Annotated in this window: 24 protein-coding genes; 9 read left to right on the top strand and 15 right to left on the bottom strand. The window is 67.2% G+C overall.

What is annotated here, in order from left to right; genetic code table 11:
- Positions 1–96: 96 nt before the first annotated feature.
- The 7 genes from ABD231_RS27170 to ABD231_RS27140 form a co-directional block, all read right to left on the bottom strand.
- The gene (locus ABD231_RS27170; RefSeq protein WP_344157916.1) at positions 97–4,956 is read right to left on the bottom strand and encodes an NAD-glutamate dehydrogenase; all 4,860 of its coding nucleotides are present in this window, start codon (positions 4,954–4,956) and stop codon (positions 97–99) included.
- A 128-nt stretch (positions 4,957–5,084) separates the two neighbouring features.
- Positions 5,085–5,294: a ferredoxin gene (locus ABD231_RS27165; RefSeq protein WP_344157914.1), complete on the bottom strand. Its 210-nt coding sequence runs from the start codon at positions 5,292–5,294 to the stop codon at positions 5,085–5,087.
- Positions 5,287–6,474, bottom strand: coding sequence for an NADH-ubiquinone oxidoreductase-F iron-sulfur binding region domain-containing protein (locus ABD231_RS27160; RefSeq protein ID WP_344157911.1), 1,188 nt, complete (start codon positions 6,472–6,474; stop codon positions 5,287–5,289). The genes ABD231_RS27165 and ABD231_RS27160 overlap by 8 nt, the downstream gene beginning before the upstream one ends.
- On the bottom strand, positions 6,471–7,019 hold the full coding sequence (locus tag ABD231_RS27155) for a ferric reductase-like transmembrane domain-containing protein (protein ID WP_344157908.1): 549 nt from the start codon (positions 7,017–7,019) through the stop codon (positions 6,471–6,473). The genes ABD231_RS27160 and ABD231_RS27155 overlap by 4 nt, the downstream gene beginning before the upstream one ends.
- A complete protein-coding gene (locus ABD231_RS27150; RefSeq protein ID WP_344157905.1) occupies positions 7,019–7,915 on the bottom strand; it encodes an FAD:protein FMN transferase in 897 nt (298 codons plus the stop codon). The genes ABD231_RS27155 and ABD231_RS27150 overlap by 1 nt, the downstream gene beginning before the upstream one ends.
- Positions 7,912–8,202, bottom strand: coding sequence for a hypothetical protein (locus ABD231_RS27145; protein ID WP_344157902.1), 291 nt, complete (start codon positions 8,200–8,202; stop codon positions 7,912–7,914). Before ABD231_RS27145 ends, ABD231_RS27150 begins: the two co-directional genes overlap by 4 nt.
- 98 nt (positions 8,203–8,300) lie before the next feature.
- Positions 8,301–8,792: a MarR family winged helix-turn-helix transcriptional regulator gene (locus tag ABD231_RS27140; RefSeq protein WP_344157899.1), complete on the bottom strand. Its 492-nt coding sequence runs from the start codon at positions 8,790–8,792 to the stop codon at positions 8,301–8,303.
- A gap of 97 nt (positions 8,793–8,889) precedes the next feature.
- On the opposite strand from ABD231_RS27140, the gene ABD231_RS27135 reads away from it, so the two are divergent.
- Both ABD231_RS27135 and ABD231_RS27130 read left to right on the top strand, forming a co-directional pair.
- Positions 8,890–9,867 carry an NmrA/HSCARG family protein gene (locus ABD231_RS27135; RefSeq protein WP_344157896.1) on the top strand — a complete coding sequence of 326 codons (978 nt, stop codon included), beginning with the start codon at positions 8,890–8,892 and terminating at the stop codon, positions 9,865–9,867.
- A 79-nt stretch (positions 9,868–9,946) separates the two neighbouring features.
- Entirely contained in the window at positions 9,947–10,609 is a 663-nt protein-coding gene (locus ABD231_RS27130) for an alpha/beta fold hydrolase (RefSeq protein ID WP_344157893.1), read from the top strand.
- Between the two features lie 4 nt (positions 10,610–10,613).
- On the opposite strand, the gene ABD231_RS27125 is transcribed toward ABD231_RS27130, so the two are convergent.
- Positions 10,614–11,609: a LacI family DNA-binding transcriptional regulator gene (locus tag ABD231_RS27125; RefSeq protein ID WP_344158234.1), complete on the bottom strand. Its 996-nt coding sequence runs from the start codon at positions 11,607–11,609 to the stop codon at positions 10,614–10,616.
- A gap of 151 nt (positions 11,610–11,760) precedes the next feature.
- On the opposite strand from ABD231_RS27125, the gene ABD231_RS27120 reads away from it, so the two are divergent.
- The 5 genes from ABD231_RS27120 to ABD231_RS27100 all read left to right on the top strand — a co-directional run bounded on the left by ABD231_RS27120 (position 11,761) and on the right by ABD231_RS27100 (position 17,152).
- Positions 11,761–13,953 carry an RICIN domain-containing protein gene (locus ABD231_RS27120; RefSeq protein WP_344157890.1) on the top strand — a complete coding sequence of 731 codons (2,193 nt, stop codon included), beginning with the start codon at positions 11,761–11,763 and terminating at the stop codon, positions 13,951–13,953.
- Between the two features lie 81 nt (positions 13,954–14,034).
- Positions 14,035–15,426 (top strand): MocR-like pyridoxine biosynthesis transcription factor PdxR, encoded by a 1,392-nt coding sequence (gene pdxR, locus ABD231_RS27115; protein WP_344157887.1) that lies wholly within the window; start codon positions 14,035–14,037, stop codon positions 15,424–15,426.
- Positions 15,427–15,520: 94 nt separating this feature from the next.
- Positions 15,521–15,733, top strand: a complete 213-nt coding sequence (locus ABD231_RS27110; protein ID WP_344157885.1) for a hypothetical protein — start codon at positions 15,521–15,523, stop codon at positions 15,731–15,733.
- Positions 15,730–16,143 carry a cupin domain-containing protein gene (locus ABD231_RS27105; RefSeq protein WP_344157882.1) on the top strand — a complete coding sequence of 138 codons (414 nt, stop codon included), beginning with the start codon at positions 15,730–15,732 and terminating at the stop codon, positions 16,141–16,143. Before ABD231_RS27110 ends, ABD231_RS27105 begins: the two co-directional genes overlap by 4 nt.
- Positions 16,144–16,234: 91 nt before the next feature.
- The gene (locus ABD231_RS27100) at positions 16,235–17,152 is read left to right on the top strand and encodes an NADP-dependent oxidoreductase (RefSeq protein ID WP_344157879.1); all 918 of its coding nucleotides are present in this window, start codon (positions 16,235–16,237) and stop codon (positions 17,150–17,152) included.
- Between the two features lies 1 nt (position 17,153).
- Here the strand turns inward: ABD231_RS27100 and ABD231_RS27095 are convergent, their stop codons facing one another.
- Positions 17,154–17,900 (bottom strand): SDR family NAD(P)-dependent oxidoreductase, encoded by a 747-nt coding sequence (locus tag ABD231_RS27095; RefSeq protein WP_344157876.1) that lies wholly within the window; start codon positions 17,898–17,900, stop codon positions 17,154–17,156.
- Between the two features lie 304 nt (positions 17,901–18,204).
- On the opposite strand from ABD231_RS27095, the gene ABD231_RS27090 reads away from it, so the two are divergent.
- Positions 18,205–20,412, top strand: coding sequence for a M4 family metallopeptidase (locus tag ABD231_RS27090; protein ID WP_344157873.1), 2,208 nt, complete (start codon positions 18,205–18,207; stop codon positions 20,410–20,412).
- Positions 20,413–20,460: 48 nt separating this feature from the next.
- On the opposite strand, the gene ABD231_RS27085 is transcribed toward ABD231_RS27090, so the two are convergent.
- The 3 genes from ABD231_RS27085 to ABD231_RS27075 all read right to left on the bottom strand — a co-directional run bounded on the left by ABD231_RS27085 (position 20,461) and on the right by ABD231_RS27075 (position 22,612).
- The gene (locus tag ABD231_RS27085; protein ID WP_344157870.1) at positions 20,461–21,444 is read right to left on the bottom strand and encodes a helix-turn-helix transcriptional regulator; all 984 of its coding nucleotides are present in this window, start codon (positions 21,442–21,444) and stop codon (positions 20,461–20,463) included.
- Between the two features lie 122 nt (positions 21,445–21,566).
- The gene (locus ABD231_RS27080; protein WP_344157867.1) at positions 21,567–22,298 is read right to left on the bottom strand and encodes an SRPBCC family protein; all 732 of its coding nucleotides are present in this window, start codon (positions 22,296–22,298) and stop codon (positions 21,567–21,569) included.
- A gap of 2 nt (positions 22,299–22,300) precedes the next feature.
- Positions 22,301–22,612: an ArsR/SmtB family transcription factor gene (locus ABD231_RS27075; protein ID WP_344157864.1), complete on the bottom strand. Its 312-nt coding sequence runs from the start codon at positions 22,610–22,612 to the stop codon at positions 22,301–22,303.
- A gap of 127 nt (positions 22,613–22,739) precedes the next feature.
- On the opposite strand from ABD231_RS27075, the gene ABD231_RS27070 reads away from it, so the two are divergent.
- Positions 22,740–22,967 (top strand): hypothetical protein, encoded by a 228-nt coding sequence (locus ABD231_RS27070; RefSeq protein ID WP_344157861.1) that lies wholly within the window; start codon positions 22,740–22,742, stop codon positions 22,965–22,967.
- Positions 22,968–22,988: 21 nt separating this feature from the next.
- Here ABD231_RS27070 and ABD231_RS27065 read toward each other — a convergent pair whose 3' ends face one another.
- Genes ABD231_RS27065 through ABD231_RS27055 form a run of 3 tightly spaced genes read right to left on the bottom strand, consistent with a single transcriptional unit; the run spans position 22,989 to position 25,478 of the window.
- Positions 22,989–23,849, bottom strand: a complete 861-nt coding sequence (locus ABD231_RS27065) for an alpha/beta fold hydrolase (RefSeq protein WP_344157859.1) — start codon at positions 23,847–23,849, stop codon at positions 22,989–22,991.
- A 10-nt stretch (positions 23,850–23,859) separates the two neighbouring features.
- A complete protein-coding gene (locus ABD231_RS27060) occupies positions 23,860–24,630 on the bottom strand; it encodes an endonuclease/exonuclease/phosphatase family protein (RefSeq protein WP_344157856.1) in 771 nt (256 codons plus the stop codon).
- A 20-nt stretch (positions 24,631–24,650) separates the two neighbouring features.
- Positions 24,651–25,478 (bottom strand): SigB/SigF/SigG family RNA polymerase sigma factor, encoded by an 828-nt coding sequence (locus ABD231_RS27055; RefSeq protein WP_344157852.1) that lies wholly within the window; start codon positions 25,476–25,478, stop codon positions 24,651–24,653.
- Positions 25,479–25,614: the final 136 nt, after the last annotated feature.

Below are 25,614 nucleotides of genomic sequence, written 5' to 3'. Positions count from 1 at the left end.
GCGTTGGCGTCACGTCGCGTTCGGGCGTAAACGCGACGTGATCAAACCTCTCTGAGGGTTCGCACTTCTGTCAAGGGTGTTTCAGCGTCGTCGAAGCTAAGCCTGGTTGGCCAGCAAGGTCCGGACCAGGCGGAGGCCTACCGAGAGATGAGCCAGTTCCGGGCCTTCGGTGTCGACGATTTCTTCGAGCATGGTGGCTGCTCTGGACAACGCCGTCGCGTTCTGGTCCTGCCAGGCGATAACCCTGGTTTCGGGGTCGGCGTCGGCATCCGTGGTGGCCAGGACCTGGCGGGTGAGGCGGGCGTGGACGGCGTGCAGGTCGTCGCGGAGAGCGGCCCGGGCCATCGTCTGCCAGCGATCGGTGCGTGGCAGGCCGATGATGCGCTCGAGGAAGAGGCCGAGCTGCAGGCGTTCGTTGAGCGCGAAGTGGACCTTCGCGACCTCGAAGATGTCGAGGTCGTCGGCCGAGGCCGTTTCGACGATGCCCAGGCCCGCGTACGCCGGGGGCAGGATCGCGACGCTGGTTGCGACGTCGACCGGGACGCCCTTCGCGACCAGAGCCTCGCGACGCTGCTCGAACAAAGCCAGCTCACGCCCGCGCAGCAGCTCCGGCAACGCCGTGGTCAGCTTGGCAATTCCGGGACCGAACGTGTCGATCAGGTCCTGGATGTCCACCGGTGGGCGGCGGTTGCTGACCAGCCAACGGGTCGCGCGCTCGACGAGCGTGCGGGTCTCCAGCCGCATGTGCGTCTGGGTGGCCGCGTCGACCACGTTGTCCAGATCGGCGTTCGCCGACAACAGGCTGGGCTGCGCGAAGATCCGGGACGCGGCCAGGTTCGCCCGTACGACGTCCTCCACCGAACCGCCGGTCTCCAGGGAGAGCCGGTGGAACGCGGTGATCCCCGAGGTGTTCACGAACTCGTTCACCACCTGGGTGGTGATGATCTCGCGGCGCAGCTGGTGGGACTGGATCTGGTCGGCGAACCGCTCCTGGATCGCCTTCGGGAAGTACGACGCGAGTTTGTGCTTGAGGAACGCGTCGTCGGGCAGCGTGGTCGCCAGCAGGTCGGCCTCGAGCACGATCTTGGTATAGGCGATCAGCACCGACAGCTCCGGCGAGGTCAGCCCGCGCCCGTCGGCCTTGCGGCGCTTGAACTCCGCGACACTCGGCAGGAACTCCAGCTCGCGGTCCAGCAGCTTCTGCTTCTCCAGCCGCCGTACCCAATCCTGGTGGACGTGCATCAGCGCCGGGGCCTGCGCGGCTGCGTTCGCGAGCGCGATGTTCTGCCGGTAGTTCGACTTCAGCACCAGCCCGCCGACCTCGTCGGTCATCGACGCGATGATGTCGTTGCGCTGCTTCTCGGTCAGATCGCCGTCGGCGACCACGGTGTCGAGCAGGATCTTGATGTTCACCTCGTGGTCGGAGGTGTCCACGCCGGCCACGTTGTCGATGAAGTCGGTGTTGATCCGGCCGCCGGTCGCGGCGTACTCGATCCGGCCCAGCTGGGTGAAGCCGAGGTTGCCGCCCTCACCGACGGCCTTGGCACGCAGCTCGGAGCCGTTGATCCGGATCGGGTCGTTGGCCTTGTCGCCGACATCGCCGTGCGACTCGGCGGCCGCCTTCACGTAGGTGCCGATCCCGCCGTTCCAGAACAGGTCGACCGGAGCCTTCAGGATCGCGTTCATCAACTCTGCCGGGGTCAGCCGGGCCGGTGAGCCCTCGATCCCGAGCGCGTCGCAGATCTCGGCCGAGACCGGGATCGCCTTCTCCGTCCGCGGATAGACGCCGCCGCCTTCGGAGATCAGCGCCGCGTCGTAGTCGGCCCACGACGAGCGCGGCAGCTCGAACAGCCGACGCCGCTCAGCGAAGGACTTCGCCGCATCCGGCGCCGGGTCCAGGAAGATGTGCCGGTGGTCGAAGGCCGCGACCAGCTGGATGTGCTCCGACAACAGCATCCCGTTGCCGAACACGTCACCGGACATGTCACCGACACCGACCACGGTGAACGGCTCGTTCTGGCAGTCGTGGCCCATCTCGCGGAAGTGCCGCTTGACCGACTCCCACGCACCCCGCGCGGTGATGCCCATCGCCTTGTGGTCGTAACCCACCGAACCACCCGACGCGAACGCGTCGCCCAGCCAGAACCCGTACTCCTTGGCCACACCGTTCGCGATGTCGGAGAAGGTCGCCGTACCCTTGTCCGCGGCAACGACCAGGTAGGCGTCGTCCTCGTCGTACCGGACCACGTCGCGCGGCGGAACGATGTCACCGGCAACAATATTGTCGGTGATGTCCAGCAGCCCGGAGATGAACGTCTTGTACGACGCGATCCCCTCCGCCAGCCACGCGTCGCGATCCACCTGGGGATCCGGCAGGTGCTTGGCGTAGAACCCGCCCTTCGCGCCGACGGGCACGATCACGGAGTTCTTCACCATCTGCGCCTTGACCAGACCCAGCACCTCGGTCCGGAAGTCCTCGCGCCGGTCCGACCAGCGCAGGCCACCACGCGCGACCGCGCCGAAGCGCAGGTGCACACCTTCGACCTGCGGTGAGTACACGAAGATCTCGTACGCCGGCCGCGGCTGCGGCAGCTCGGGGATCGCCTTCGGCTCGAGCTTCAGCGAGATGTAGGTCCGCGGCTGCCCGTCGGCGCCCGGCTGGAAGTAGTTCGTCCGAAGCGTCGCCTTCATGACAGTCAGGTACGACCGCAGGATCCGGTCTTCGTCCAGCGACTGCACGGTGTCCAGCGCCGCGAGGATCTCCTTCTCCAGCAGATCGCACTGCGCGACCCGGTCCGGGTCGTCGGCGTCTCCACGGGTCGGGTCGAAGCTGGTCTCGAACAGCTGGACCAGGAGCCCGGCCACGTCCACGTGGGCGAGGAAGGTGTTCTCGATGTAGTCCTGGCTGAACGGTGTCCCGCCCTGGCGGATGTAGCGCTGGTACGCACGCAGGATCGACACCTGCCGCCAGCTCAGGCCACCACGCAGTACGAGCGCGTTGAGCTTGTCGGACTCGGCCTTGCCCTGCCAGACCGCCTGGAACGTGTCGGAGAAGAGCTGCCGGAGCTCCTCACGCTCCTCGGACTTCGGCGGCGCCTTGAGCCCGAAATCGTAGATGTAGACCATGCCGTCGTCGCGGCGGATCTCGTACGGCCGCTCGTCGATCACCTCGACGCCCATGTGGGTCAGCAGCGGCAGCACCTGGGACAACGACAGCGCTGAGCCGGTCCGGAACACCTTGAACCGGCGCTCCCCCACCCACTCCTCGTCGATCGGGCTGTACAGCGACATGGCCAGACCGTTGTCGGCCGGCAGTCCCTCCAGCACCGCGACGTCGTTCACCGCGACGCGGGCGTCGAAGTCCTCCTTGTACGACTCCGGGAACGCATCAGCGTACCGGCGGGCCAGCTGGGTGACCGCACCGTCGCCGCCCTTGGCGTGCAGGGCTGCGGTGAAGTCGTCCTCCCACGCCCGAGTGGCCTCGATGATGCGCTGCTCGAGCAGCTCCTGGTCGTAGTCGCCGACCGTCGTACCGTGTGCCATCCGAACGACGAAGTGGACGCGTGCGAGCACCGACTCCGTCACGTACGCCGCGTAGGTGACCGACTCGGCACCGATGGCGTTCTTGAGGATCTCCTGCATCTTCAGCCGGACCGCAGTGGTGTAGCGGTCACGCGGCAGGTACACCAGGCACGACAGGTACCGGTTGTACACATCCCGCCGTACGAACAGCTTGACCGCGCGGCGCTCCTGCAGGTGCAGCACCGACTGCACGATCGGCAGCAGGTCCTCGACAGGTGCTTGCAGCAGCTCATCACGCGGATAGGTCTCGAGTGCGTCGAGCAGTCCCTTGCCACTGTGGCTGCTCGGATCGAACCCGGTCAGCCGGAACAGCTCCAGCGCCTTGCGCCGCAGCACCGGCACCTGCATGACGCTCTCGGTGTATGCCGTCGACGACAGCAGGCCGATGAAGCGGCACTCCCGGACCGGGTCGCCGTTCTCGTCGAACTGCTTGATACCGACATAGTCCAGGTACGTCGAGCGGTGCACGGTGGACCGCGAGTTCGCCTTGGTCAGGATCAGCAGCTTGCGCTCACGGGCCTTGGCGCTCACCTCGGGCGGGAGCTTGCCGGTTCCCGGCTTCGGGTCCGGCCGCAGGATGCCCAGGCCGGTCCCCGGACGGCCACGCAGGATGCCCTGGTCGCCCTCCATGGTGAAGTCGTACTCGCGGTAGCCGAGGAAGGTGAAGTGCTCGTCGGCGAGCCACTCCAGCAGCTCCTTGGCCTCCTCCACCTCGTTCGCACTGACGGGCAGAGTGGCCGGGTCCAGCGAGGCGGCGATGGTAGTCGCCTTCTCGTGCATCTTCGGCCAGTCCTCGACCGCTTCCCGGACGTCGTGCAGCGCCCGCTGCAGCGCCTCCTCCAGGGCCCGGTGCTGGGCCACGTCGGCGATCCGCTCGATCTCCAGGTGCATCCAGCTCTCGCGGACCAGGTCGTGCGCGTCCGAGGCGGCGGTGTCGTCCAGCACCTCCTCGAGAGTGCCGGTGACGTCGCGGCGGACCACGAACTGCGGGTGGATCAGCAGCTGGATCTCGAGGTCGCGGGCGGTGATCACCATCGAGGCGCTGTCGACCAGGAACGGCATGTCGTCGATGACGATCTCCACGACGGTCCGCCCGTTCGCGGTCCAGCCGTGCTCCTCCAGGGTCGGGGTGAAGACGTGCACCTTCGCCGTGCCCTGCGGGCGGGAGATCGCGCTCTTGTAGTGGTGCCGGGCCGCCCCCAGGCAGTCGGCCGGCTGGCGCTCGGCCACGTCCTCGGCAGCGACGTGCCGGTAGTAGCGCTCCAGGAAGGTCTTCAGCTTGCCGGGATCAACCGACTTGTCGTGACCATGTGTCCCCGCCGCCACCGCCTTGGCGAGCACATCCGCCTTCTGGACGTCCAGCTTGCTCTGCATTCCCCACCGTCTCCACGTGACCTCTCGACGCTGGCCGGCGCCGGGCCGCACGCCGTTGTGCGGTCACTCAGAGATTAGTCCACCTTGGTCACTGGTGTGATGTCGGGACGGCCCTGTCCGGGCACTGGTCAGTAACCCTTAACAGTCTTGTCGAGGCGCAGTGCGAGGGCCGGACAGGCCAGAACCGCACGGCGTGCATCCGGTACCTCACCGGCGGTGATTTCACGCCCTTTCAGGACCGGAAAACCCCACTCGTCGAGAGCTACGTCACCTCCCAGCAGGGTCGCGCAGAGGCCGTGCCCGTCGCACCGGGTCCAGTCGATTTCCAGCCTAGCCATGGGTGACCTCCAGTACGCCGAGCACCGGTCGGCCGCAACCACCGGCTTGGTGCCGTCTGATGTCGTCGTCGAATGCCTCGAGGGCCGAGGCGAGGAACCGGGCGGCGCCATCCGGGTGGGCGCAGGCGCCCCGGCCCGGGACCAGGCCGAGGTGCCGCTGAGCGTCGTACCAGCCGGAGGCGTCGCCACGGACGATGCGGTCGAAGTCGTCGACCAGTCCGGCGAGGCCGAAGACGCACGGGCCGCACTGCCCGGCGGACTGGCTCGCCAGCCACTGGGCGACCCGGTGGACCTCACCGAGCGGGCAGGTCTCGGTTCCGAGCGCGACGACGATGCCCACGCTTTGCAGCGTCACTCCGGTCGTTTGAGGGACCCAGCGGCCGTGGTACCCACCGAGCAGCACCGGACCTCGGTCAGCACCGGTGTATTGGAGGACGGTCTCCAGCGGCACGCCGACTGGCGTCTCGATCACCCCTGGTCGCTGCACTGCGCCGGCGACGGTCAACAGCTGGGTGCCGGGCTCGCTGCTCAGTCCGGTGCTGCTGAAGCGCCTGGCACCGAGTCGAGCCAGTACGGCGAGCTGGGCGAACGTCTCGACATTCGACAGGAAGGTGGGGCGCCGGTGGTAGCCCTGCCGGGTGGGCAGCACCTTCCGCCCGGGCGGTACCGCCCGTCCACCTTCGAGAGCACTCAGGACTGCCCGGGCCTCCCCTGCCACGAACTGACCCGGCGTTTCGGTCACCTCGATCGCCAGCCGGTCGTCGCGTTCCAGGATCGCCTCCCGGACGGACAGCGCGGCTTCGGCGTCGTGGACGGCGATCAACACGTGCGGAGCGCCTAGTGCATGGGCCAGACCGGTAGCGCCGTCCAGAACGAGATGCGGTGCGAGGGTGAGCAGCAATCGGTCCTTGCGACTCACTGGTTCGCTCTCGGAGCCGTTGACGACCACTGCCTCGATCCCACGCTCCGGTAGGCCGGCCAGCTTGCGGGCGACCGGGAAAGCAGCGCCGCCGCGACCCTTGAGGCCGACCGCTTCACACAGCTCGGCGTACGCCGCTCGGGTGAGCTGGGGCTGCGCACCATGGGTCCACAGATGCGTCTGCCGATCCAGCCGACCACGGTCGAGTCCGGCGAGGAGGCGGGCGTCTCCGATCACACTGGTTGCTAGCAAGGTCTTCATCGGGTCCTCACTAGGTTGGATGGCGCATAGGTGTGCGCGCGGTAGAAGCTGGCGCCGACCACGGCCACCAGACAGCTGAGGGTGATAGCGAGCATCCACGGCGTACTGCGGTCGGTTCCGGCGAGGAGGGCGTGCCCGATGGACAGGGCCCAGCCGACCGAGGCAGCGATGTGGATCGTGCGCCAGTACTTGCTGAAGGTTCGAGAGTGCGCCAGCCGACCACGGGCGGCTCCGGCGACCGCGGCGAGTACGACGCCGTACAGGGCGAGCGTTCCGAGTGCCATGGCGAACGGGCGGTAGCCGGAACCGAAGGGCCAGAGCAGAACGGTCGGACTGATCGCCACATTGCTGTCGGCGATCACTGCGATGACGTGGGCGCCGAGGAGCACCAGTCCGGTGACGGCTGCGGAGCGGTGCACGTACTGGAACCAGAAACGACGCTCTGGGTTCCGACTGCCCGAGGTGACGATTCCGAAAGCCGCTGACAGCGTGAACATGATCATGGCGACCACGCCGGCCGCGCGGGCGACGTACCAGAGTGTCATCAGGCGGCCTGCGTTGATGCGGGCCAGCCGGCCAGTTCGGTGACCTCACCGTCGTTGGCGACCATCCGGGCCGGGTGCCCGGCCAGGGTCAGTCGCCCGACTGCCGCCTCGCCGGTGGCGATGAGCGCCGTACTGAAGGTGTTCGCCCGTACGGCGGTCGGCGCCCAGACCGAGGCGGTGCGCCAGGGACCGTCAGCGGGTTGTCCGGTGCGCGGGTCGATGATGTGGTGCCCGTTCTCCCAGCAGCGGGAGGTGCGGGTAGAGGTGGTCAGGCCGCCGTGGGCGAGCGTGACCAGGACACCGGCTTCACCCGCCCGCTCGGCCACGGTGATGACCCACGGCTCGGCCGGCTGTCCGGCTGCGCAGAGGTCGCCACCGATCTCGACCAGGACTGCGCAGCCATAGCGCTTGCTCAGCACCAGTGCTGCACGGTCGGCCGTCCAGGCCTTGGCCGTCGCACCCAGGTCGAGTGCGGCACCTTCCGGTACGCCGAGCAGTGCGAGCTTGCGATTGAGCTGCACCTGCTGCCAGCCGGGCACGGTTGCCGCCACTGGGGCCGGTGTCGCGAGGCGACGCCGTACGGCCTCGATGTCGTCGTCGTAGCCGGCGGCGATCACCGCAGCACCGACGGTCGGGTCGACCGCGCCTCCGCTGATCGAGGCCGCCATCAGACTGACGTCGACCAGGTCGACGAGCAGCCGCGAGACCGGGACCATCGCGCCACCGCGCTGGTTGACGATCGACAGCTCGGAGTCCGGCCGGAAGCGGCTCGCCGCCTTGTCGACGCGATCCATCAGCGCCTTGAGCTCACCGCAGGCCGCACCGAGCACAGCAGGGTCGTCGACAGTGAGGCGGACCGTGCAGCTCCACGCGGTCCAGGTCCGGGACGCGCTCATGACCCGTTGCTCCCACCCTGAGAGGTGGAGCCGGAGGACGCGCTGCCCAGACCGCTGTCGCTTGACGTGCTGCCGCTCGAGGAGCTGCCGGTCGAGTCGCTGGACGTCGACGTACCGGAGTCTGTGGAGCTGGCGGACGGGGTGGCGTGCCGGGCGGAGACTACGGCTACGGACAGACCTGCTGTGCCGAGGCCGAGTACGGCGGTGGCCGCGGCGGCCACGGAGGCCCGGCGCAACCAGCGCCGCCGCCGGTCGGAGAAATCGTCGAACGCTGCTGTGGTGACCATGACCGACAGCCTGGTCGCGCGCGCCTCAGCCGCACTCCAAGAGACCCTCAAGCGAGCATCAAGTTCTGCTGAGAACTCCCTGAGCACGGCCTCTCAGGTCAGCAGTGCCCCCGGACCTCCGGCGGGCAGTCGGACACCTCATGCTTGCGGATGGTGTCGACGACCTCGTCGGACGCCTCCCCCAGCGTGGTCAACCGCTCCGGGCCGAAGACATCGACGAAGAATTTCCGGATCCGGGCCGCGTGCTCCGGCGCACACGCCTCGATCGCCGCTCGGCCCTCGTCGGTGATCGCGACCTCGGGATACCGCGCGTCGCACGACTCCCGCCGTACCAACCCGCGCTTCTCCATCCGGGTCAGGTGGTGGGACATCCGGCTCTTCTCCCACTGCGTCGCCTGCCCGAGCTCGAACGCGCGCATCCGCCCGGTCTCCGCCTCGGACAGATTCACCAGGATCTCGAAGTCGGACTTGGACAACCCGAACTCGCGCTGGAGGTGCCGCTCCATGTGCGTCTCGAGCGTTTTGTGCATCAGCAGATAGCTGCGCCACGCCTTCTGCTCGTCGTCGTCGAGCCACGGTCCTGTTCCCACAGCCACCATCGTACCCGACCCGGTTGACACATCAACCTAACGAGCTATCATCGGTTTCGAGTTGACACATCAACCTAACTCTTCCCGAGGAGCAGATATGACCGAGCGCAAGCTCATCGCCGTCGTCGGAGCCACCGGCACCCAGGGCGGCGGCCTGGTCCGCGCCATCCTCGACGACGCCTCCGGGGCGTTCGCCGTCCGCGCGCTGACCCGCAACGCGCAGTCCCCGTCGTCGCAAAAGCTCGCCGCCGCCGGCGCCGAGGTCGTCGAGGCCGACCTGGACGACGAGGCCAGCCTCCGAGCCGCCTTCGACGGCGTGTACGGCGCCTTCGTCGTCACGAACTACTGGGTCGACCGCACCTCCGCCGAGGAAGCCGCCCGCACCCGCGCCGAGATGGAACTGGACCAGGCAACCAACGCCGCCCGCGCCGCCAAGGCCGCCGGCGTGCAACACGTCGTCTGGTCAACCCTCGAAGACACCCGCCCGTTCTTCGGCGACCGCACCGACGTCCCCAGCCTCGACGACGGCCGCTACAAGGTCCCCCACTTCGACGCCAAGGGCGAGGCCGACGACATCTTCCGCCGTACCGGCGTCCCCACCACCTACCTCCGCACCACCTTCTACTTCGACGCCTTCCTCCAGGACCTCAAGCCCCAACGCAACGCCGAAGGCACTCTCACCCTCACCTTCCCCATGTCCGACAAGCCCCTCTCCGGCGTAGCCTCCGCCGACATCGGCCGCACCGCCCTGGAAATCCTCAAGCGCCCCGACCTCATCAACCAAACCATCAGCATCGCCGGCGACCACCTCACCGGCCACCAGTACGCCGACCACCTGACCGCCGTACTGGACGAGCCCGTCACCTACCAACCCGCCACCTGGGACGAGTTCCGCGCCTACCCCTTCCCGATGGCCATCGAGATGAGCAACATGTTCCAGTTCTACGCCGAGAACCACGAAGAGTTCACCGGCAACCGCAACCTCGACGACGTCCGTAAGCTCCACCCGGAGCTGCAGTCCTTCGACACCTGGCTTGACCTGCACAAAGGTGAGCTGCGGGCTGCAGTGAAGTAGCCGAGCTTGGCGGCGAGTGGGCACAAGTTGGCATTCTGTCGATAGCCGGACAGTGGGCACTCCGACGAGAGTGGTCCGCATGACGATGACTTATGTGTTGCTGCCGGGTGGTTGGCACGGCGGGTGGGTGTGGGACGAGATCGCCGAGGGCCTTCGCGTTCATGGGCACGAGGCGGTGGCGGTGACGTTGGATGGTCTCGAGGAAGAGCCGGCACCGGGCAGTGCGTCCGCCAACCTGGACACCCACATCGATCGGGCGCTGGCGGCGCTGGAGGCGTGTGGACCCGGCCCGATCACGTTGTGCGGTCACAGCTACGCGGGGTTCGTCGTCGCGGGGGCTGCAGACAGGTCGGTGCGGTCGATCGAGCGGCTGGTCTTCTGCGATGCGTTCGTGCCGGCCGACGGCGACTCGTGGTGGGCGCTGGCGAACGAGCAGTACCGGCAGCGGATCATCACCGGAGCCGAAGCCGATGGACGGACAGTCGCGCCGCGGATCGGAGCGGATCCGCGGACCAGGCCGCATCCGGTCGCGTCGTTCCTCCAGCGGCTGGAGTTGGGGGATGGCCTGGATCGGGTCGAGCGGCGCACACTGATCTACGCGTCGGCGTGGGAGGCAACGCCGTTCCGCAGCCAGTACGAACGTCTGCGCGTCGACCCGGCGTGGGAGGTCCACGAGCTGCCGACGGCGCACAACGTCATGCTCGAAGCACCGGAGGATCTGCTCGCGATCCTGACCAAGTAGCGGTTCATCGGCGGGCTGGTCCGGTGCTGTCCCGGATCACGAGTGAGGTGCGCAGGAGCTGAGCAGAGTTGACCGGGGGCGTGCCGTCGGTGATGGCCCGCAGCAACAGGGAGGTTGCCTGCTGGGCCATCTGCCGCGCCGGTACGGCGATCGCGGTCAGTGCCGGGTGTGTCAGCGCAACGGGTGCGGTGTCGTCGAACCCGATCACCGAGACATCGCCGGGCACTGATCGGCCGGACTCCTTCACCGCCTCGAGCACTCCCAGCGCCAGCAGGTCATGCGATGCGAAGATTGCCGTCAGCCCCGGATCGGCGGCCAGCGCTGCCTGTGCCGCGGCGAACCCTCCGGCCGGGGTGGCCTCCGTCGGCGCGAACACCATGTCGTCCCTGATCCGCAGCCGGTGCCGCGCGAAGGCCGCGCGCAGACCACTCAGCCGCCGTTCATGGGTCGGCAGCTCCACCACGGCGGCGACCCGCTGGTGGCCGAGGCTGCGGAGATGCTTGCCGGCCAGCAAACCGGCGTGCTCGTAGTCGATGGTCACGACCGGCAGCGAATCCGGGATCTCGGTTTCCCAGGCACACAAGGCGATCGGGAACCGCGAGTCCGGCAGCAGTGCGAGCGGGTCGGTCAGGTCGCGGTCGCCGGCGATCAGCAGCGCATCGACGAGCCGGCTGGACAACCCGGCCAGTTGCCGCTTCGCGCGATCGCCGTCGGCCCGTGTCGTCGAGAGCACCAGGTGGTAGCCGTGCTCGTCGAGGACATTCTCGACCTCCTCGACGATCTCCGAGTAGAACGGGCTGGCGACGGTCGGCACGATCAGCCCGACAGTCATCGTCGTACCGGTCGCCAGGGAGCGGGCGACCAGGTTCGGCTGGTAGCCCAGCTCGGCGATCGCGGCCCGGACACGGGCTGCGGTGTCCGGGCGGACGGCGGCCCGGCCGTTGACCACGTTCGACACGGTCTGCTTGGTGACACCCGCACGGGTGGCCACGTCCTGCATCGTCACCACGGGCGACCCTCATCTGTTGGACCGGTCAACTGAATTGTCGAGTATCTGACCGTCGTGGGATGGAGTCAAGGTGCACCGGGTCTTGTTTACCGGTCAAATGAACCCTAGGGTTCCGGCAACCCATCGCCCCCGAGGAGTTCCGATGTCGCGTTTCCGGAAGATTGCCGTACCGGCCATGGTGGCCGTGACCCTTGCTGCCGGCGGTCTCGGCCCGGCTGCCTCCGCGGCGCCGCCGAGCGCGTCGTACACGATCACCGTGGGCGCCAAGGGCAACTGGACGACGCCCACCGACACCCCAGCCGGCACGTACATCGACAAGGACGGGACCTTCTACTTCCAGCAGTCCGCGGCCCTGTACGGCGCCTCGGATCCGCGCAAATGGGACTTCTACACCGGCACGAACCTCGACACCGCGACCAAGTCGAGCGCGCTCAGCAACGCGGTGAACCCGGCCAACGCCAACGACAAGAACAACGACACCACGTGGCGGTGCAACAACAGCCCCACCGGCCTGGAGTCGACGTTCGCCCCGAGCGGTTCGAGCTACTCGCAGAAGAACTACTGCGATCTGGCCGGGGTGTGGGTCGACCCGGACACCGGCGACTGGTACGGGCTGGTGCACAACGAGTTCACTCCGCAGCCGTTCGGGGACGGCCTGCACTACGACGCGATCGACTACGCCGTTTCGGCCGACCAGGGCAAGACCTGGACGATCAAGAGCCACGTGATCACGTCGCCGTACAGCACCAAGCGCAACGACACCACGGCCTTCCCGAACCAGACCTACTCGTACGGCGACGGCGATCAGCGACTGTTCGTCGACACGGCGTCGGGCTACTTCTACGTGTACTACGGCTCGCGGATCGTCGACAAAGGCGGCAGCTGGAAGAACTTCCGGCAGCATGTCGCCCGGGCCAAGATGTCGGCCAAGATGGCGCCCAGCTCCTGGCAGAAGTGGTACGACGGCGCCTGGTCGCAACCGGGCGTCGGCGGGCGAGAGAGCAACCTGGTGCCGGTGGATGCCGCCAACCCCACCGGCTACACGCCGCTCGCGAAGGAGTACAACCCGGACAACACCGGCACCGCCGCCCAACAGGTTGCTGCCGGCAAGTTGTCGCCGACCTCGCCGCTGTTCGTGCTGGACATCGCCTACAACGCCTACCTCGGCCTCTACATCGGCGAACCGCAGGCAGTGAACCAGGACGGTAGCGAGCCGCAGCACTTCTACGTCACCGACGACCTGACCAGCCAGAAATGGCACGAGATCGGTGACACCGGCAGCTACACCACCGCCTCGTGGTACCGCTGGTTCCTCGACAGTGCGAACAAGACCAGCTCGACCATCATCGGCAAGGACTTCCGCTCGTACTGCTCCTTCGGTTGCTCCGGCGGCAAGTCCGGCGAGTACGTCAACCTGACGATCACCTCGACCGCCCCCGCGGCGGCACCGGTCGACCTGACCAAGACCTATCGCATCGCCAACAGCGACGGCCGGGTCCTCGCGCAGAAATCCGGAAGCACGGCCACCACCTCGGCCGGTACGGCGTCCGGGTCGGCCCTCGAAAGCTGGTACTTCGTTGCCGTCGGCGACGGTTCGTACCAGGTCCGCAACGCATCGACGGGCAACGCCCTGGGCGTCGACTCCGGTACGACGACCAGTCGCGCCTGGGGTGCCCAGCCGACCGCCACCGTGGCCGGCGCGACCGTGGGTCAGCAGTGGTGGCTGATCAAGAACACCGACGGGACCTTCCGCTTCGTCAACCGACACAGTGGCCTGGTCCTCGCGCTGTCGGCCGAGTCCGGACGTCTCGCCGAGACCACGCCGACCCGGGACTGGACCAACGCCACCGGTAACACCGTCGGCGGCACCCGCACCAAGGGCGAGCAGACCCTCGCGCTCACCGCAGTCGGAACCGCGCCGCAGAATCTCAACGGCGTACATACTGTTTCGACCGGTGGGCAGGCGCTCGACGATCCCGACCGCAGTACGGCGACCGGAACTCAGCTGATCACCTGGACCACCCACGGTGACACCAACCAGCAGTGGACCTTCACCCAGCAGGCCGACGGCTCCTACACCCTGAAGAACAACTTCTCCGGTCTGTGCGCAGACGTGGCCGGCGGCGCGACCAGCGCAGGTACGGCCGTCATCCAATGGAGCTGCACCAACGGCGCCAACCAGCGCTGGATCGCGACAAAACTTGCCAACGGCAACTACACCCTGAAGTCCGTGCACACCGGCCTTCTGCTCACCACCGCTGCCGGAACAAACGGCGCCAAGGTGACCCAGCAAGCCGACACCAACTCCGACCTCCAGCACTGGACCATCACATAGCGGGAACGCCCAGCCGGGGCGATCGTAGACCAGGCCGTATTGTTGTTCGCTGTGACTGAGTCGGCAGCCCACGGTCCCCGGGTGTCGGGTCTTGACCTGCATCTGGGGTCTGTCGGCCAACCTGGGCGCAACGTTCGTGCGGGGCTGATGGCCTCGTTTCGGGAGGCGATTCGTAGCGGGCGGTTGGCGCCGGGGACTCGGTTGCCGCCTAGCCGCGTACTGGCCGCCGATCTTGGGCTCGGGCGCAGCACTGTCGTTCGGGTGTACTCGGAGCTGATCAACGAAGGTTGGCTGACGGCGCTGCACGGGTCGGGGACCGAAGTGTCGCAGCGATCGGAGGAACTTGCGGGGAGGCGGGCGCGGCCGCGGGTTCCGCCGCCGCGGCCGCGGCTGGTGCACGATCTGCGACCTGGGTGGCCCGACCTCTCGTCGTTTCCACGGGAGGAGTGGATTCGGGCGGTGAAGCGGACGGTGACGAACGCACCGTTCGAGGCGTTCGGATACCTCGATCCACACGGCCGGAGCGAACTGCGCGACGCCGTTGCGCGCTACCTTGCGCGGGCCCGGGGGCTGCGGGCAGCTGCGGACAACGTCGTCGTCTGCAGTGGGGCCGCAGAGGCCCTGCGGCTCATCGCTGCGGTGCTCGTGAAGGCCGGAGTCACCAGGGTGGCGATCGAGGAGTTCTGTCTGCACACCCAGCGGCCGGCCTTGCTGAAGGCCGGGATCGAACCTGTTCTGCTTCCTGTTGACGGCGACGGTGCCGACCTGTCCGCGTTGGATGAGATACCGGATCTGGGAGCGGTGTTACTCACGCCGTCGCACCAGTTCCCGCTCGGAGTGGCGTTGCAGTCCGACCGGCGGGCGGCGGTCGTGGACTGGGCGCGTCGGCGGGGCACGTTGGTGATCGAGGACGACTACGACGGCGAGTTCCGGTACGACCGGTCGCCGGTGGGCGCGTTGCAGGGGTTGGACCACGATCGTGTGGTGTACCTGGGGACCGCGAGCAAGTCCCTGGCTCCGGGGTTGCGGCTGGGGTGGCTCGTCGTACCGGATCGGCTGGTCGGTTCGATCGTCGCGGAGAAGGGGTGGGCGGAGGAATCCGTCGGGTTCGTCAGCCAGTTGGCGATGACCGACTTCATCGAGTCGGGGGCCTACGACCGGCACATTCGGGCGATGCGGACGCAGTACCGGCGCCGGCGCGAGCAGTTGCTGGAGGCAATCAGCCGGCACTGTCCCACGACCCGCGTGACCGGGATGGCGGCGGGACTCCACGTCCTGCTCGAGCAACCCGGTGTGAGCGGGGCAGAACTCGTACGCCGTGCCGCCCGGGAGCAGGTCGCGATCGAACCCCTCGATCTGTTCCGCAACCCTGGCTGCACCTCGGGTCGTGACGGTGTGGTCGTCGGGTTCGCCGCGCCTTCGGCCAGCGGCTGGTCGGGGGCACTGGACGCGTTGGTGCGGGCGCTGCGCTGATTGGTTCCCGTTCGCAGGTCTCAAATGGTTCAGGTACGGCGCCAGGAGCTGGCTAGCCTCGGAACTGATAATCCATTGTCTGCAAGGAGATCTGATGGTCGTCGCGACCGTGTTCGCGCGCTTTGCCCTGGCCACCGGCCTGCTGCTCACGTTCGGCTTGTCGATGGGGCTGTTCCTGGGTTGGGAGGCGCCGCTCAGCGCTTCCGTGTTCGGCGCCGCGTCGACGGCCCTGCTGCTGGCGCTTGCGCCTGTGGATTCCTTTGCCCTCAGCATCGAGAGCATCTTCGAGCGGAGGCAGTCGGCATGAAACCCCTTGGACAGCTACTGATCGTCGCCGCATTGATCAGCACAACAGCCTGCAGTTCCGGTACGGCGGAACCGTCGCCACCGGCGGTGAATGTTCTTTTGCAGCAAGCGTTGCCCACTGTCGAAGGTAAGACGTTCACGTCGCAGATCGTCGACTTCGCGCCGGGCGCGGCGGCACCGGCACATCGGCACGGGCAGGCCTTCGTGTACGCGTACGTGCTGAAAGGCAGTGTGCGCAGCCAGGTCGACGCCAATCCCGGGATCACCTACCGCCAGGGCGAGAACTGGTTCGAGGATCCGGGAGCCCATCACGTCGTTGCGGCCAATGCCAGCAAGAGCGACCCGGCCAAGCTGCTGGTCGTCTACGTCTCCACGACCGGTGACTCGTTGCAGACCAACGATCCGCACTGATTGGTTCCTGTTCGGGGACCCGAAGTGGACCCAGCTTCGGCGGTGCGAGCGAGTAGCGTTCAAGCACTGGCTGGAGACAGGAAGGTACGCAATGAAGGCGATCGTGGTGTCGGATCAGGCCGCGGGGACGGCCGGGATGAAGTTGGTGGACCATCCGTTGCCGGAGGCAGCGGGTAACGATGTGCTGGTCGAGGTTCACGCATCGGGGTTCACTACGGGCGAATTGGATTGGGACGGGACGTGGACCGACCGGCTCGGCCGGGATCGTACGCCGTCGGTTCCGGGGCATGAGGTCGCCGGCGTGGTCAGCGCTCTCGGGTACGGCACGAGGGGTTTGTCCGTAGGCCAGCGGGTGTTCGGCCTGACGGACTGGACTCGTGACGGGACACTGGCGGAGTACGTCGCAGTGGAGGCACGTAATCTCGCTCCGTTGCCGGGTGACATCGACTTCACGGTGGGTGCGAGTCTGCCGATCTCGGGTTTGACCGCCTGGCAGGGGCTGTTCGTGTACGGCCGGATTCAGGTGGGACAGACCGTGCTGGTGCACGGCGCCGCAGGTGGGGTCGGCTCGATCGTGACGCAACTCGCTCGCGAGGCAGGTGCGTATGTGATCGGTACCGGGCGTGCCGGTGATCGGCAGACCGCGCTGGATCTCGGTGCGCACGAGTTCGTCGACCCGCAGCAGGACTCGCTGGCGGACGTCGGTGAGGTCGACCTGGTGTTCGACATCTTCGGCGGGGAGTTGCAGAAGCAGTCCGCGAGCTTGGTTCGTGCGGGCGGAACGCTGGTGACCATCGCCGGTCCCGCCGAGACGCGGCCGGCTGATGGTCTGGCGATCGATTTCGTTGTCGAGGCCGATCGCGCCCAACTCGGCGAGATCGCCCAGCGGGTGCGAGACGGGCGGCTCCGCACAATCATCGGCAACGTCGCGTCCATCGACGACGCCGTCGCCGCCTTCAACCCGACCGAACGGGTCAAGGGCAAAACCATCATCCTCGTCCGCGGCTGAGTCAGACGGCCAGTCCTGCGCCACCGGCTACCAGAATCTCCTGGCCGGTGACGTAGGCGGCGTCGTCCGATGCCAGGTAGGCAACGGTCTTGGCGATGTCTTCAGGCTCAGCTAGCCGACCGAAGGGATTCTGCGCCGCGATAGCCGTCATCGCTGCGGCCGCATCATCGGACATTCGACGGAGTGAGGCTCGCGTCATCGGGGTGTCGGTGAACCCGGGACTGACCGCGTTGATTCGGATCCGGCGCGGCGCGAGCTCGTGGGCAAGTGTCGGGATCATGCCGAGGAACGCTCCATGCGACCCGGCCGTGACACTGTTGCCGGTCAGGCTGCGGGTCGCCCCGATCCCCACAGTGACAATGACCGAGGCTCCGTCGGACAACAACGGCAATGCCTTGGCCAGCGTGTAGAACTGTCCCTTGGTATTGACGGCGAACACCTCGTCATAGTCAGCTTCGTCAAAAGTCTCCAGTGTCATCGGACGGCTGACACCAGCATTCAGAAACAGCGTCGTCAGCCTCCCGAATCGTGCGCCGACTTCGGCAACAGCCTGGTCGATCGCAGCGAGCCGGCGTACGTCGGCCTGCAGCACCAGGACATCTCCCGGCAGCTCCTCGCGCGCCCGGGCAGCACCCTCCGCACGTTGCCCCGTAACAGCAACCCGGTACCCGCGCTCGTGCAGCAGCACGGCGGTCGCCTTCCCGATCCCACTGGTACCGCCGGTGATCAGCGCTGTTGGTCCCGACATGTCGATCACTCCCTTTGGTCGTTGTCTCTCCGACCGCTGGACGCTAACCCGGATCTCCCCGGCGTTCTGGGGCCACTTGTGCCCCCAGAACGGGAACCAATCGTCCGGGCGGGTGCCGTTGGCAACGATGTCCGGAGTTCGAGGTGATGTCGTAAATCGGCGGTGCCGATCTCCGACAACGTGACGTCTTCCACTGCTCAGGCGGGGTGCCCAAACTCGGAGCACCCCAAGCGCCTGCCGTTGCCCCTCCGCGGCCGGCGCGTGTCAGGTCGGCTGATCGTCGGCCTCCGCCTAAGGAGCAGTTGTGAATCGAACCAAGACCAGGGTGGCCGCTGTCAGCGGCCTCCTCGCTGCTGGGCTGGTGATGGTGCCGGTGTTCTCGGCCAACGCCGACCAGACTCCCCCCGGCGCTGTCGCCCAGGAGCCGAAGTCCTTGACTGCCGACGAGCAGGCGCGTGCTTCGGCGAGTGCGTCCGCCCTGGGCTTGGCATCAGGTGAGAAGCTGACCGTCAAGGCTGTCCTCGAGGATGCCGACGGCGGCAAGCATGTGCGGTACGAGCGCACCCTCGACGGGCTCCGTGTCATCGGTGGTGACCTGGTCGCCCACAAGGACGCGAAGGGCTCGGTCGAACAGGTCACGTACAACCTCGGCCGCAAGAGCATTGCGCCCGCGTCGCGGACCCCGAAGGTCTCCAAGAAGACGGCACAGGCCAAGGGTCTTGCCGCCTCGCAGGCCACCAAGGACGAGAAGGCCGCCGCGAACGAGCTGGTCGTCCTGGTGACCGACCAGGGCCCGAAGCTGGCGTACGACGTACTGACGACCGGTATTCGCGCCAACCAGGTTCCGACCCGGCTGCACACGTACGTGGACGCCAACAGCGGCGCCGTGCTGTTGAGCGACGACGAGATCAAGACCGGTACCGGCAACGGCATCTTCGTCGGCAACGTCACCATCGACACCACTGCCAAGTCCGGCGGCGGCTTCGAGATGCGCGACGCGGCCGGCAACACGGCCACCGACGTACACAACCAGGGCGACCCCAACACGGGTGAAGGCCCCGACGGTGACCTCTTCACCGACGCCGACGACAAGTGGGGCACCGGGGCGCAGTCCGACCGTGCGTCCGCTGCCGTCGACGCGCTCTACGGCGCGCAGAAGACCTTCGAGTACTACAAGACACAGCTCGGCCGGAACGGCATCTGGAACGACGGCCGCGGCGCCCGCTCGCGCGTTCACTTCGCCAACGCGATGGTCAACGCGTTCTGGGACGGCACCCAGATGTCGTACGGCGACGGTGCGGGTAACGCCGCCCCGCTCACCGAGCTGGATGTCGCCGCGCACGAGATGAGCCACGGTGTCACCGAGAACACCGCCGGACTCGTGTACAGCGGTGAGGCCGGCGGCCTGAACGAGGCGAACTCCGACATCTTCGGTACCGCGGTCGAGTTCTACGTGAACAACCCCAACGACGTACCGGACTACTTCATCGGCGAAGAGATCGACATCAACGGCAACGGCACGCCGCTGCGCTACATGGACAAGCCCAGCAAGGACGGCCGGTCGAAGGACTGCTGGTCGTCGACGCTCGGCAGCCTCGACCCGCACTTCTCGTCGGGCCCGCTGAACCACTGGTACTACATGCTGTCCGAGGGCTCGGGCGCCAAGACGATCAACGGGAAGAACTACGACTCCCCCACCTGCTCCGGTGCCGCGGCCGTGACCGGCATCGGTCACGCGAAGGCCGAGAAGATCTGGTACCGCACGCTGGCGACCTACCTGACGTCGTCGAGCAAGTACTCCGACGCCCGCACCGGCTCGATCAAGTCCGCCAAGGACCTGTACGGCCAGGGTTCGGCCGAGTGCCTGGCGGTCGAGAAGGCGTACACGGCCATCGCCGTCGCGGCGACGACCGAGACCTGTGGCACCGGCAACCCCGAGCCCGGCGCCCCTGCGGTCACCAACCCCGGTTCGCAGACCAGCACGGTCGGGACCGCTGACACGCTGCAGCTCGCCGCGACCGGCGGTACGACGCCGTACTCGTGGTCGGCGACGGGTCTCCCAGCCGGCCTTACGGTCAACGCGTCGACCGGCCTCATCTCCGGTACGCCGACCACCGCGGCCACCTCGTCGGTGACGGCGAAGGTCACTGACGCCGCCGGCAAGACGGCCAGCGTGTCGTTCTCCTGGGTCGTCTCCACCAGCGGCGGTGGCGGGACGTGCACCGGCCAGCTCAAGTACACCGGCACCCTCGCCTCGGGCGGCAGCAAGACGTTCCCCGCCTTCACCGACAGTGACGCGGGTCAGCTCAAGGTCTGCCTGGACGGGCCGACCGGCGCCGACTTCGACGTCTACCTGCAGAAGCAGCGGTTCGGGTCCTGGACGACAGTTGCCCAGGGCATCACCCCGAACCCGGACGAGTCGTTCACCTACAACAACACGGCGGGTACCTACCGCATCGTGGTGAAGGCCGACTCCGGATCCGGCGCGTTCACCGCAACCGTGTCCGAGTAACCCTTGAACGGACGGCTCCGGCGTAGTGCGCCGGAGCCGTTCCGTAGGTCAGATCCAATCCCGGCGACTCGCCTGGACGGCCAGCTGGAATCGGCTGTGGGCGCCGAGCACCTCTTCGAGCCGAGCGATCCGCCGGCCGACCGTTCGAGCACTCACCCCGAGGTCGCGGGCGATCGCCTCGTCGGTGAGCCCCGCAGCGAGATAGGACAGCAGCTGCTGTTCTTCCGGACCGGGACCACCCAGCGCGTCGACCACCTGAGACTCCGCCGACAGCGGCACGCCCATCTGCCAGAAGATGTCGAAGAGGCCGACCAAGCAGTCGAGCAGGCCGGACTCGTGGACGACGATGGCCGAACGCCGTGCGCCTTCCTGGCCGGGCACCGTGATCAACGCACGCTTGTCGTCGAACACCATCAGGTTGAGTGGCACCTGCGCGAAGACCCGCGCCTGCTCCCCGGCCGCGATGCACTGGTGAACCGCGGCCAGCCCCTCGAAGTCCTCGAGAACCGTGACGCCGTACAAGCCGCGCGCCCGGACGCCGCGCGCCAAGGCGTCGAGAAACCCGACCGCCACCTCGGGCCGCGGGATCTTCATCCCGGGTTGTACCTTCCGCGGTGACACGGGGCCGATGCACAAACCGTCAACGGTAGCGGCCGTGTCATCCATCAGCTTGGCCTCGACCGCATTGATCCGGGTCTCGTCGGCGATGACCTCCACGAAGTTCGGCCGACCGCCGGCTTCGCTCCAGATGTCCGCGAAGACCGAGGCGAGCCGCCGAGCGGCGTCAGCGGCCTTCGCATGCTCGACCGCCACCTGCTCCAGCGGCATCCGCGGAGCGATCGCCTCGATCACCCCGTCACTCACCTCGAGCAGACCGATGGCAGCCAGCACCTGCACCTCGTGCTCAGCAGTGACGCAGTCGATACCGGCACGCTCGGCCAGGTCCTCCAGACACGTCCTCCCACCCGCGACGGCGGCCCGGTAAAGCGGCTCCGCGGCGGCCGAGAGGAATGGTGCTGATGACAACTGCATGCGGCCGTCCTACCACCTTCTCCGGCCTCTGCGCGAGGGCCGGGGCGGCAAGAACTTAAACGATAAGCTCCCGCGTCACGAAGGCCGCCTGGACCGTCACTGTCTGTCGCGTCGTCGATTCCCTACTCGGCCGGCGGGGTCTTCAGTAGGTTGGTGGCGAGGGCGTTCAGGCGTTCGCGCCAGGTGGCCAGGGCTTTGTCTGGGGTGGGTAGGCCGGTTTGGGTGAGGACCAGGCGGGCGCCGTGGCCGGTGCCCTGGGTGAGTTCGTAGTGGACGTCGGGATCCTGGTACGACGCCAGCAGGGGGCGGACTGTGTCGGCGGGGCGGGTGAGTTGGCGTTCGAAGCGGATGGTCCAGCCGTCTGGGGTTTGTTCGGCCGTGCCTTGGTTGAGGTTGAGCAGTTCCAGGAAGCGGTCGTGGAGTTCGCCGGTGTCTGGGGCGATGTCGGTTGGTTTGCCGAGGAGGCGTTGGTCCAGGGCATCCAGGCAGAGGGTCCAGCCGGAGGCGAAGCTTGCGGCGCCGAAGTGGTCGTCGAAGGTGTGGGTGAGGACCAGTAGGCAGCCGTCGTCGGTGGGTAGCAACTCCCAGCGGAGAACCTCGCCGCTCCAGGTGATGGCGAACACTCGGGCCGGATCGAACTCGAGCACTTGCCCGTCGCCGCCCGGCTCGCCGTCCATCTGGTACTCGACGCGGCTACCGATCCGCGGCTCGAGCTGCACAGACGCGGGGAACCAGTGGATCAGCTCAGCCGGATCGGTCAGTGCGCGCCAGACCTTCTCGGGTGGATGCCGCAGTTGCCGCTCCATGCGCAGTACTGAGCGGCCCTCGATCTTCCGCAGGTTTTCGTTCGCCATCGTCATCCTTCCGGCATGGTGTCGAGGTGCTCTTCGAGGTCGTCCAGAGCGCGGTTCCACAGGACGCGGTAGGGATGCAGCCAGGTATCCAGTTCGCGCAGCGGCTCCAGCCTCAGTTCGTACCACCGGCGCTGCGCGTCGTGCCGCACACCAACCAGCCCTGCCTCACGCAGTACGCGCAGGTGTTTCGAGACACCGGGCTGGCTGAGACCGAGTTCGTCGGTCAGCTCACCGACCAGGCGCGGCCGCTGCCGCAGCAACTCGAGGATCTGCTGCCGTCTCGGCTCGGCCAGGACCGCGAAGGGAACGCTCACGCACGCCAACATACCCAGTTAGCTATATAACCGCAAGAGCATGTACCCGTCTACTGCATGCTTCGCGGCTATCACCGTGGGTACCGGTTGAGATGCAAGGCGTGACCAACGGCTGGAGGGCGGAGTGATGAGAACGGGCAGACGGATGATCGCGGTGGCGGCCATGGCTGTGGCGGTGGCTTGCGGTGGGGCCACCGTGGCGCAGGCGGGAGTGCAGGCCGAAGGCGAGGTTGCCTGCGGCTACGACTATGACGCGTGCTGGGCGCAGTGGTACGACTACGGGTTCGTGAAGAACTACATCGTCGGCGAGATCTACTACAAGGGCGGCGGCTATCACTTCTACTGGTGGAACTGATCCGCACGGGCGCCCGTCGGGCTAGGTTCGTAAGAAGGTTTGCAGGCTGCGAACCAGCTCGGCGGGCGCGTTCTCCGCGACGTGGTGGGTCGAGTCGATGCCGTGGCCAACGATCTGCGGACACCAGGAACGCCATACCTGCAAGGGATCTCCGTAGATGTCTTCGATGTCGTCCCGCGTCGACCACAACATCATGGTCGGACAGGTGAGCTGGCGGCCGGCTGCGCGATCGTCTTCGTCGGCTTGGCGGTCGACGCCGAGGCCGGCGCGGTAGTCCTCGATCATCGCGTGCACGGTGGCCGGGTTGCGGATCGCCGCGAGGAAGTCGGCGTGGTTCTCGGGTCCCAGCTGGTCGGGGCCGTTCGAGGTCCAGGCGTTGTACCAGGTTTCGGGATCGGCGCAGATCACCCGTTCCGCCGGCTTCGCTAGTTGACCGAAGAACCACCAATGCCACCAGTCCGCGGCGAACTTGGCGTCACACCGTTCCAACGCCTCGACCACCGGGACCCCGTCGATCACGACGAGCTTGGTGACCCGGTCCGGCCAATCCAGTGCGGTCCGATAGGCGACGTACGAGCCTCTGTCATGACCGACCACGGCAAAGCGTTCATGGCCCAGTTCAGACATCAGCGAAGTGATGTCGCGGGCCATCGATCGCTTCGAGTACGGCGTGTGGGTCGCATCCGAAGGCGGTTTGTGCGACTCGCCGTACCCGCGGAGATCCGGGCAGACCACGGTGAACTCCCGAGCGAGTTCGGGCGCGACCTGCCACCACGTCGTGTGTGTCCTGGGATGTCCGTGCAGCAACACGACCGGCAGCCCGGAGCCGCCATGCCGCACGCGCAGTCCGCCGATCCGATCCAGCTGAAAGCCCTCGAACACGAGCCGTCTCCTATCGATCGCGCCAGCGGAAGTCGCAGATGACCGGCCGGTGATCGGACGGATAGACACCGTCGTACGCATCCCCGCAGATCGTCGCCGACTCGACGTTGACCAGCTGATCCTCGTGGCCCGGTCGGTAGAAGATGTGATCGATGCGCTGATCAACCAGTTCTGGCCCAGCTTCGAGCGGAGCCGACGGATGGCTGGACGGCAAGGTGATCGCATCCGAAGCCCCCGTCCAGGCATCAATCAGTACGTCGCGCATCGGCCGCAGTACGGCGCTGTCGGGCGCGGCGTTGAGGTCGCCGATCGCCAGCGACGGGCACGGTCCGTCGCTCGAGGGGTCGGTCGCAAGATCGGCCAATAGCGCGGCCTGAGCCAAGCGATCGTCGCTGTAGGTGGTCGCGTGCTCCAGACAGGCCACCAGAATCGGCAACGGCCCGGCCGGATGCTCCACCACAGCCTTCAGTACGACGGGATCCCACGCCCGATGACGAGACGGCATCGCGATGGCGTCGTACTGAGTGATCGGCCAGCGACTGAGCAGCGCGACTCCCAGTTCGACCTCGGATTCGTCCGGCGGCGCGGGGTACGAGGGCGCGGCGAACGCGGCATACATGCCCAAGGCATCGGCCAGCTCATCAGCCTGCGTTCCATCCTCCGTACCCCACACCTCCTGCAGTCCAACGATGTCGGGCGTGAAGCGGCGAATCGTCGCGAGAATGCCTGGTTGGCGCTCCTGCCAGCGAGGGCCGAAGCGCCACCAGATATTCCACGTCATCACCCGGACTTGATTCACCGTCAAGCCGCTGCCTGCAAGGGAGTCAGGCGTTCGCGCAAGGTGGTGAGGGTTCGGCGCAGCAGGCGGGATACCTGCATCTGGCTGACGCCGATCTCGGCGCCGATGTCGGACTGGGTCCAGCCTTCGATGAACCGCAGTTCGAGGATTCGGCGTTCGCGCGGGCCGAGGTCCTCCAGGATCGGCTGCAGCATGTCCACTGCCTCCAACTGGCTGACCGCGGTGTCCTCCTGATCCGGCACCAGGTCGGCCAGACTCAACCCGTTGTCCTCGGCCGACCGATCCAGCGACAGCGTGTTGAAACAGCCCTTGGCTGCCAGCGCCTGCTCGATCTCGGCGACGTCGACCTCGAGATACGCGGCCAGTTCCTCGGTTGTCGGCTCGCGGACCAGCTCCTGCTCCAAGTCGGGCAGTTTCGCCGACACGAGCCCTTGCAACTCCTGCAACCGCCGCGGGATCCGGACGGTCCACGCCGAGTCGCGGAAGTACCGCCGTACCTCGCCTCTGATCGTCGGTACGGCGTATCCGATGAACGGTGTATCGGCGTCCAGCCGGTAGTTCGTTGCCGCCTTCATCAGGCCGACGAACGCCACCTGCTCGAGATCCTCCTGCTCGACGCCGCGCCCCCGGAACCGCTGCGCGATCCCCCGGGCGATCTCCAGATTCAGCTCCACGATCCGCTCGAGCAACAGCTGCTGCTCCGCCGGATCCGTCGTCCGGCCCCGCTGCTCGAACAACTCGACCGTCGCCGCCTCCCGGGCGGCCCGATCCGCTGCCGACGAACACTCCATCGGCGCCAATTGCTGAGAACTACTCACAGAAACAGTCATTTTGACCTCGCGACACTCACGTCACGGCGCGGCACGCATCTGGACCGCGGTCAAAGAATGGCTCTCAATTACCCACCTGCTCCGATCTCATGCGCGAACCGGCGGGTTTCGGCTGGGTACCGGGGCGCCGTCATCT

Source organism: Kribbella yunnanensis, assembly GCF_039529655.1.
GTDB lineage: Bacteria > Actinomycetota > Actinomycetes > Propionibacteriales > Kribbellaceae > Kribbella > Kribbella yunnanensis.
Note: the sequence above shows the minus strand (reverse complement) of the source record. Positions and strands in the feature narration are given on the sequence as shown.

Excerpts from the sequence above, each read along its gene's own strand:
- ABD231_RS27060 (WP_344157856.1), bottom strand. The coding sequence starts at position 24,630 with ATGACGTGGAATATCTGGTGGCGCTTCGGCCCTCGCTGGCAGGAGCGC.
- ABD231_RS27135 (WP_344157896.1), top strand. The coding sequence starts at position 8,890 with ATGACCGAGCGCAAGCTCATCGCCGTCGTCGGAGCCACCGGCACCCAG.
- ABD231_RS27125 (WP_344158234.1), bottom strand. The coding sequence starts at position 11,609 with ATGCAGGACGTGGCCACCCGTGCGGGTGTCACCAAGCAGACCGTGTCG.
- ABD231_RS27055 (WP_344157852.1), bottom strand. The coding sequence starts at position 25,478 with ATGACTGTTTCTGTGAGTAGTTCTCAGCAATTGGCGCCGATGGAGTGT.
- ABD231_RS27100 (WP_344157879.1), top strand. The coding sequence starts at position 16,235 with ATGAAGGCGATCGTGGTGTCGGATCAGGCCGCGGGGACGGCCGGGATG.
- ABD231_RS27130 (WP_344157893.1), top strand. The coding sequence starts at position 9,947 with ATGACGATGACTTATGTGTTGCTGCCGGGTGGTTGGCACGGCGGGTGG.
- ABD231_RS27120 (WP_344157890.1), top strand. The coding sequence starts at position 11,761 with ATGTCGCGTTTCCGGAAGATTGCCGTACCGGCCATGGTGGCCGTGACC.
- ABD231_RS27105 (WP_344157882.1), top strand. The coding sequence starts at position 15,730 with ATGAAACCCCTTGGACAGCTACTGATCGTCGCCGCATTGATCAGCACA.
- ABD231_RS27160 (WP_344157911.1), bottom strand. The coding sequence starts at position 6,474 with ATGAAGACCTTGCTAGCAACCAGTGTGATCGGAGACGCCCGCCTCCTC.
- ABD231_RS27070 (WP_344157861.1), top strand. The coding sequence starts at position 22,740 with ATGAGAACGGGCAGACGGATGATCGCGGTGGCGGCCATGGCTGTGGCG.
- ABD231_RS27145 (WP_344157902.1), bottom strand. The coding sequence starts at position 8,202 with ATGGTCACCACAGCAGCGTTCGACGATTTCTCCGACCGGCGGCGGCGC.
- ABD231_RS27155 (WP_344157908.1), bottom strand. The coding sequence starts at position 7,019 with ATGACACTCTGGTACGTCGCCCGCGCGGCCGGCGTGGTCGCCATGATC.
- ABD231_RS27150 (WP_344157905.1), bottom strand. The coding sequence starts at position 7,915 with ATGAGCGCGTCCCGGACCTGGACCGCGTGGAGCTGCACGGTCCGCCTC.
- ABD231_RS27165 (WP_344157914.1), bottom strand. The coding sequence starts at position 5,294 with ATGGCTAGGCTGGAAATCGACTGGACCCGGTGCGACGGGCACGGCCTC.
- ABD231_RS27170 (WP_344157916.1), bottom strand. The coding sequence starts at position 4,956 with ATGCAGAGCAAGCTGGACGTCCAGAAGGCGGATGTGCTCGCCAAGGCG.
- ABD231_RS27110 (WP_344157885.1), top strand. The coding sequence starts at position 15,521 with ATGGTCGTCGCGACCGTGTTCGCGCGCTTTGCCCTGGCCACCGGCCTG.
- ABD231_RS27085 (WP_344157870.1), bottom strand. The coding sequence starts at position 21,444 with ATGCAGTTGTCATCAGCACCATTCCTCTCGGCCGCCGCGGAGCCGCTT.
- ABD231_RS27095 (WP_344157876.1), bottom strand. The coding sequence starts at position 17,900 with ATGTCGGGACCAACAGCGCTGATCACCGGCGGTACCAGTGGGATCGGG.
- ABD231_RS27080 (WP_344157867.1), bottom strand. The coding sequence starts at position 22,298 with ATGGCGAACGAAAACCTGCGGAAGATCGAGGGCCGCTCAGTACTGCGC.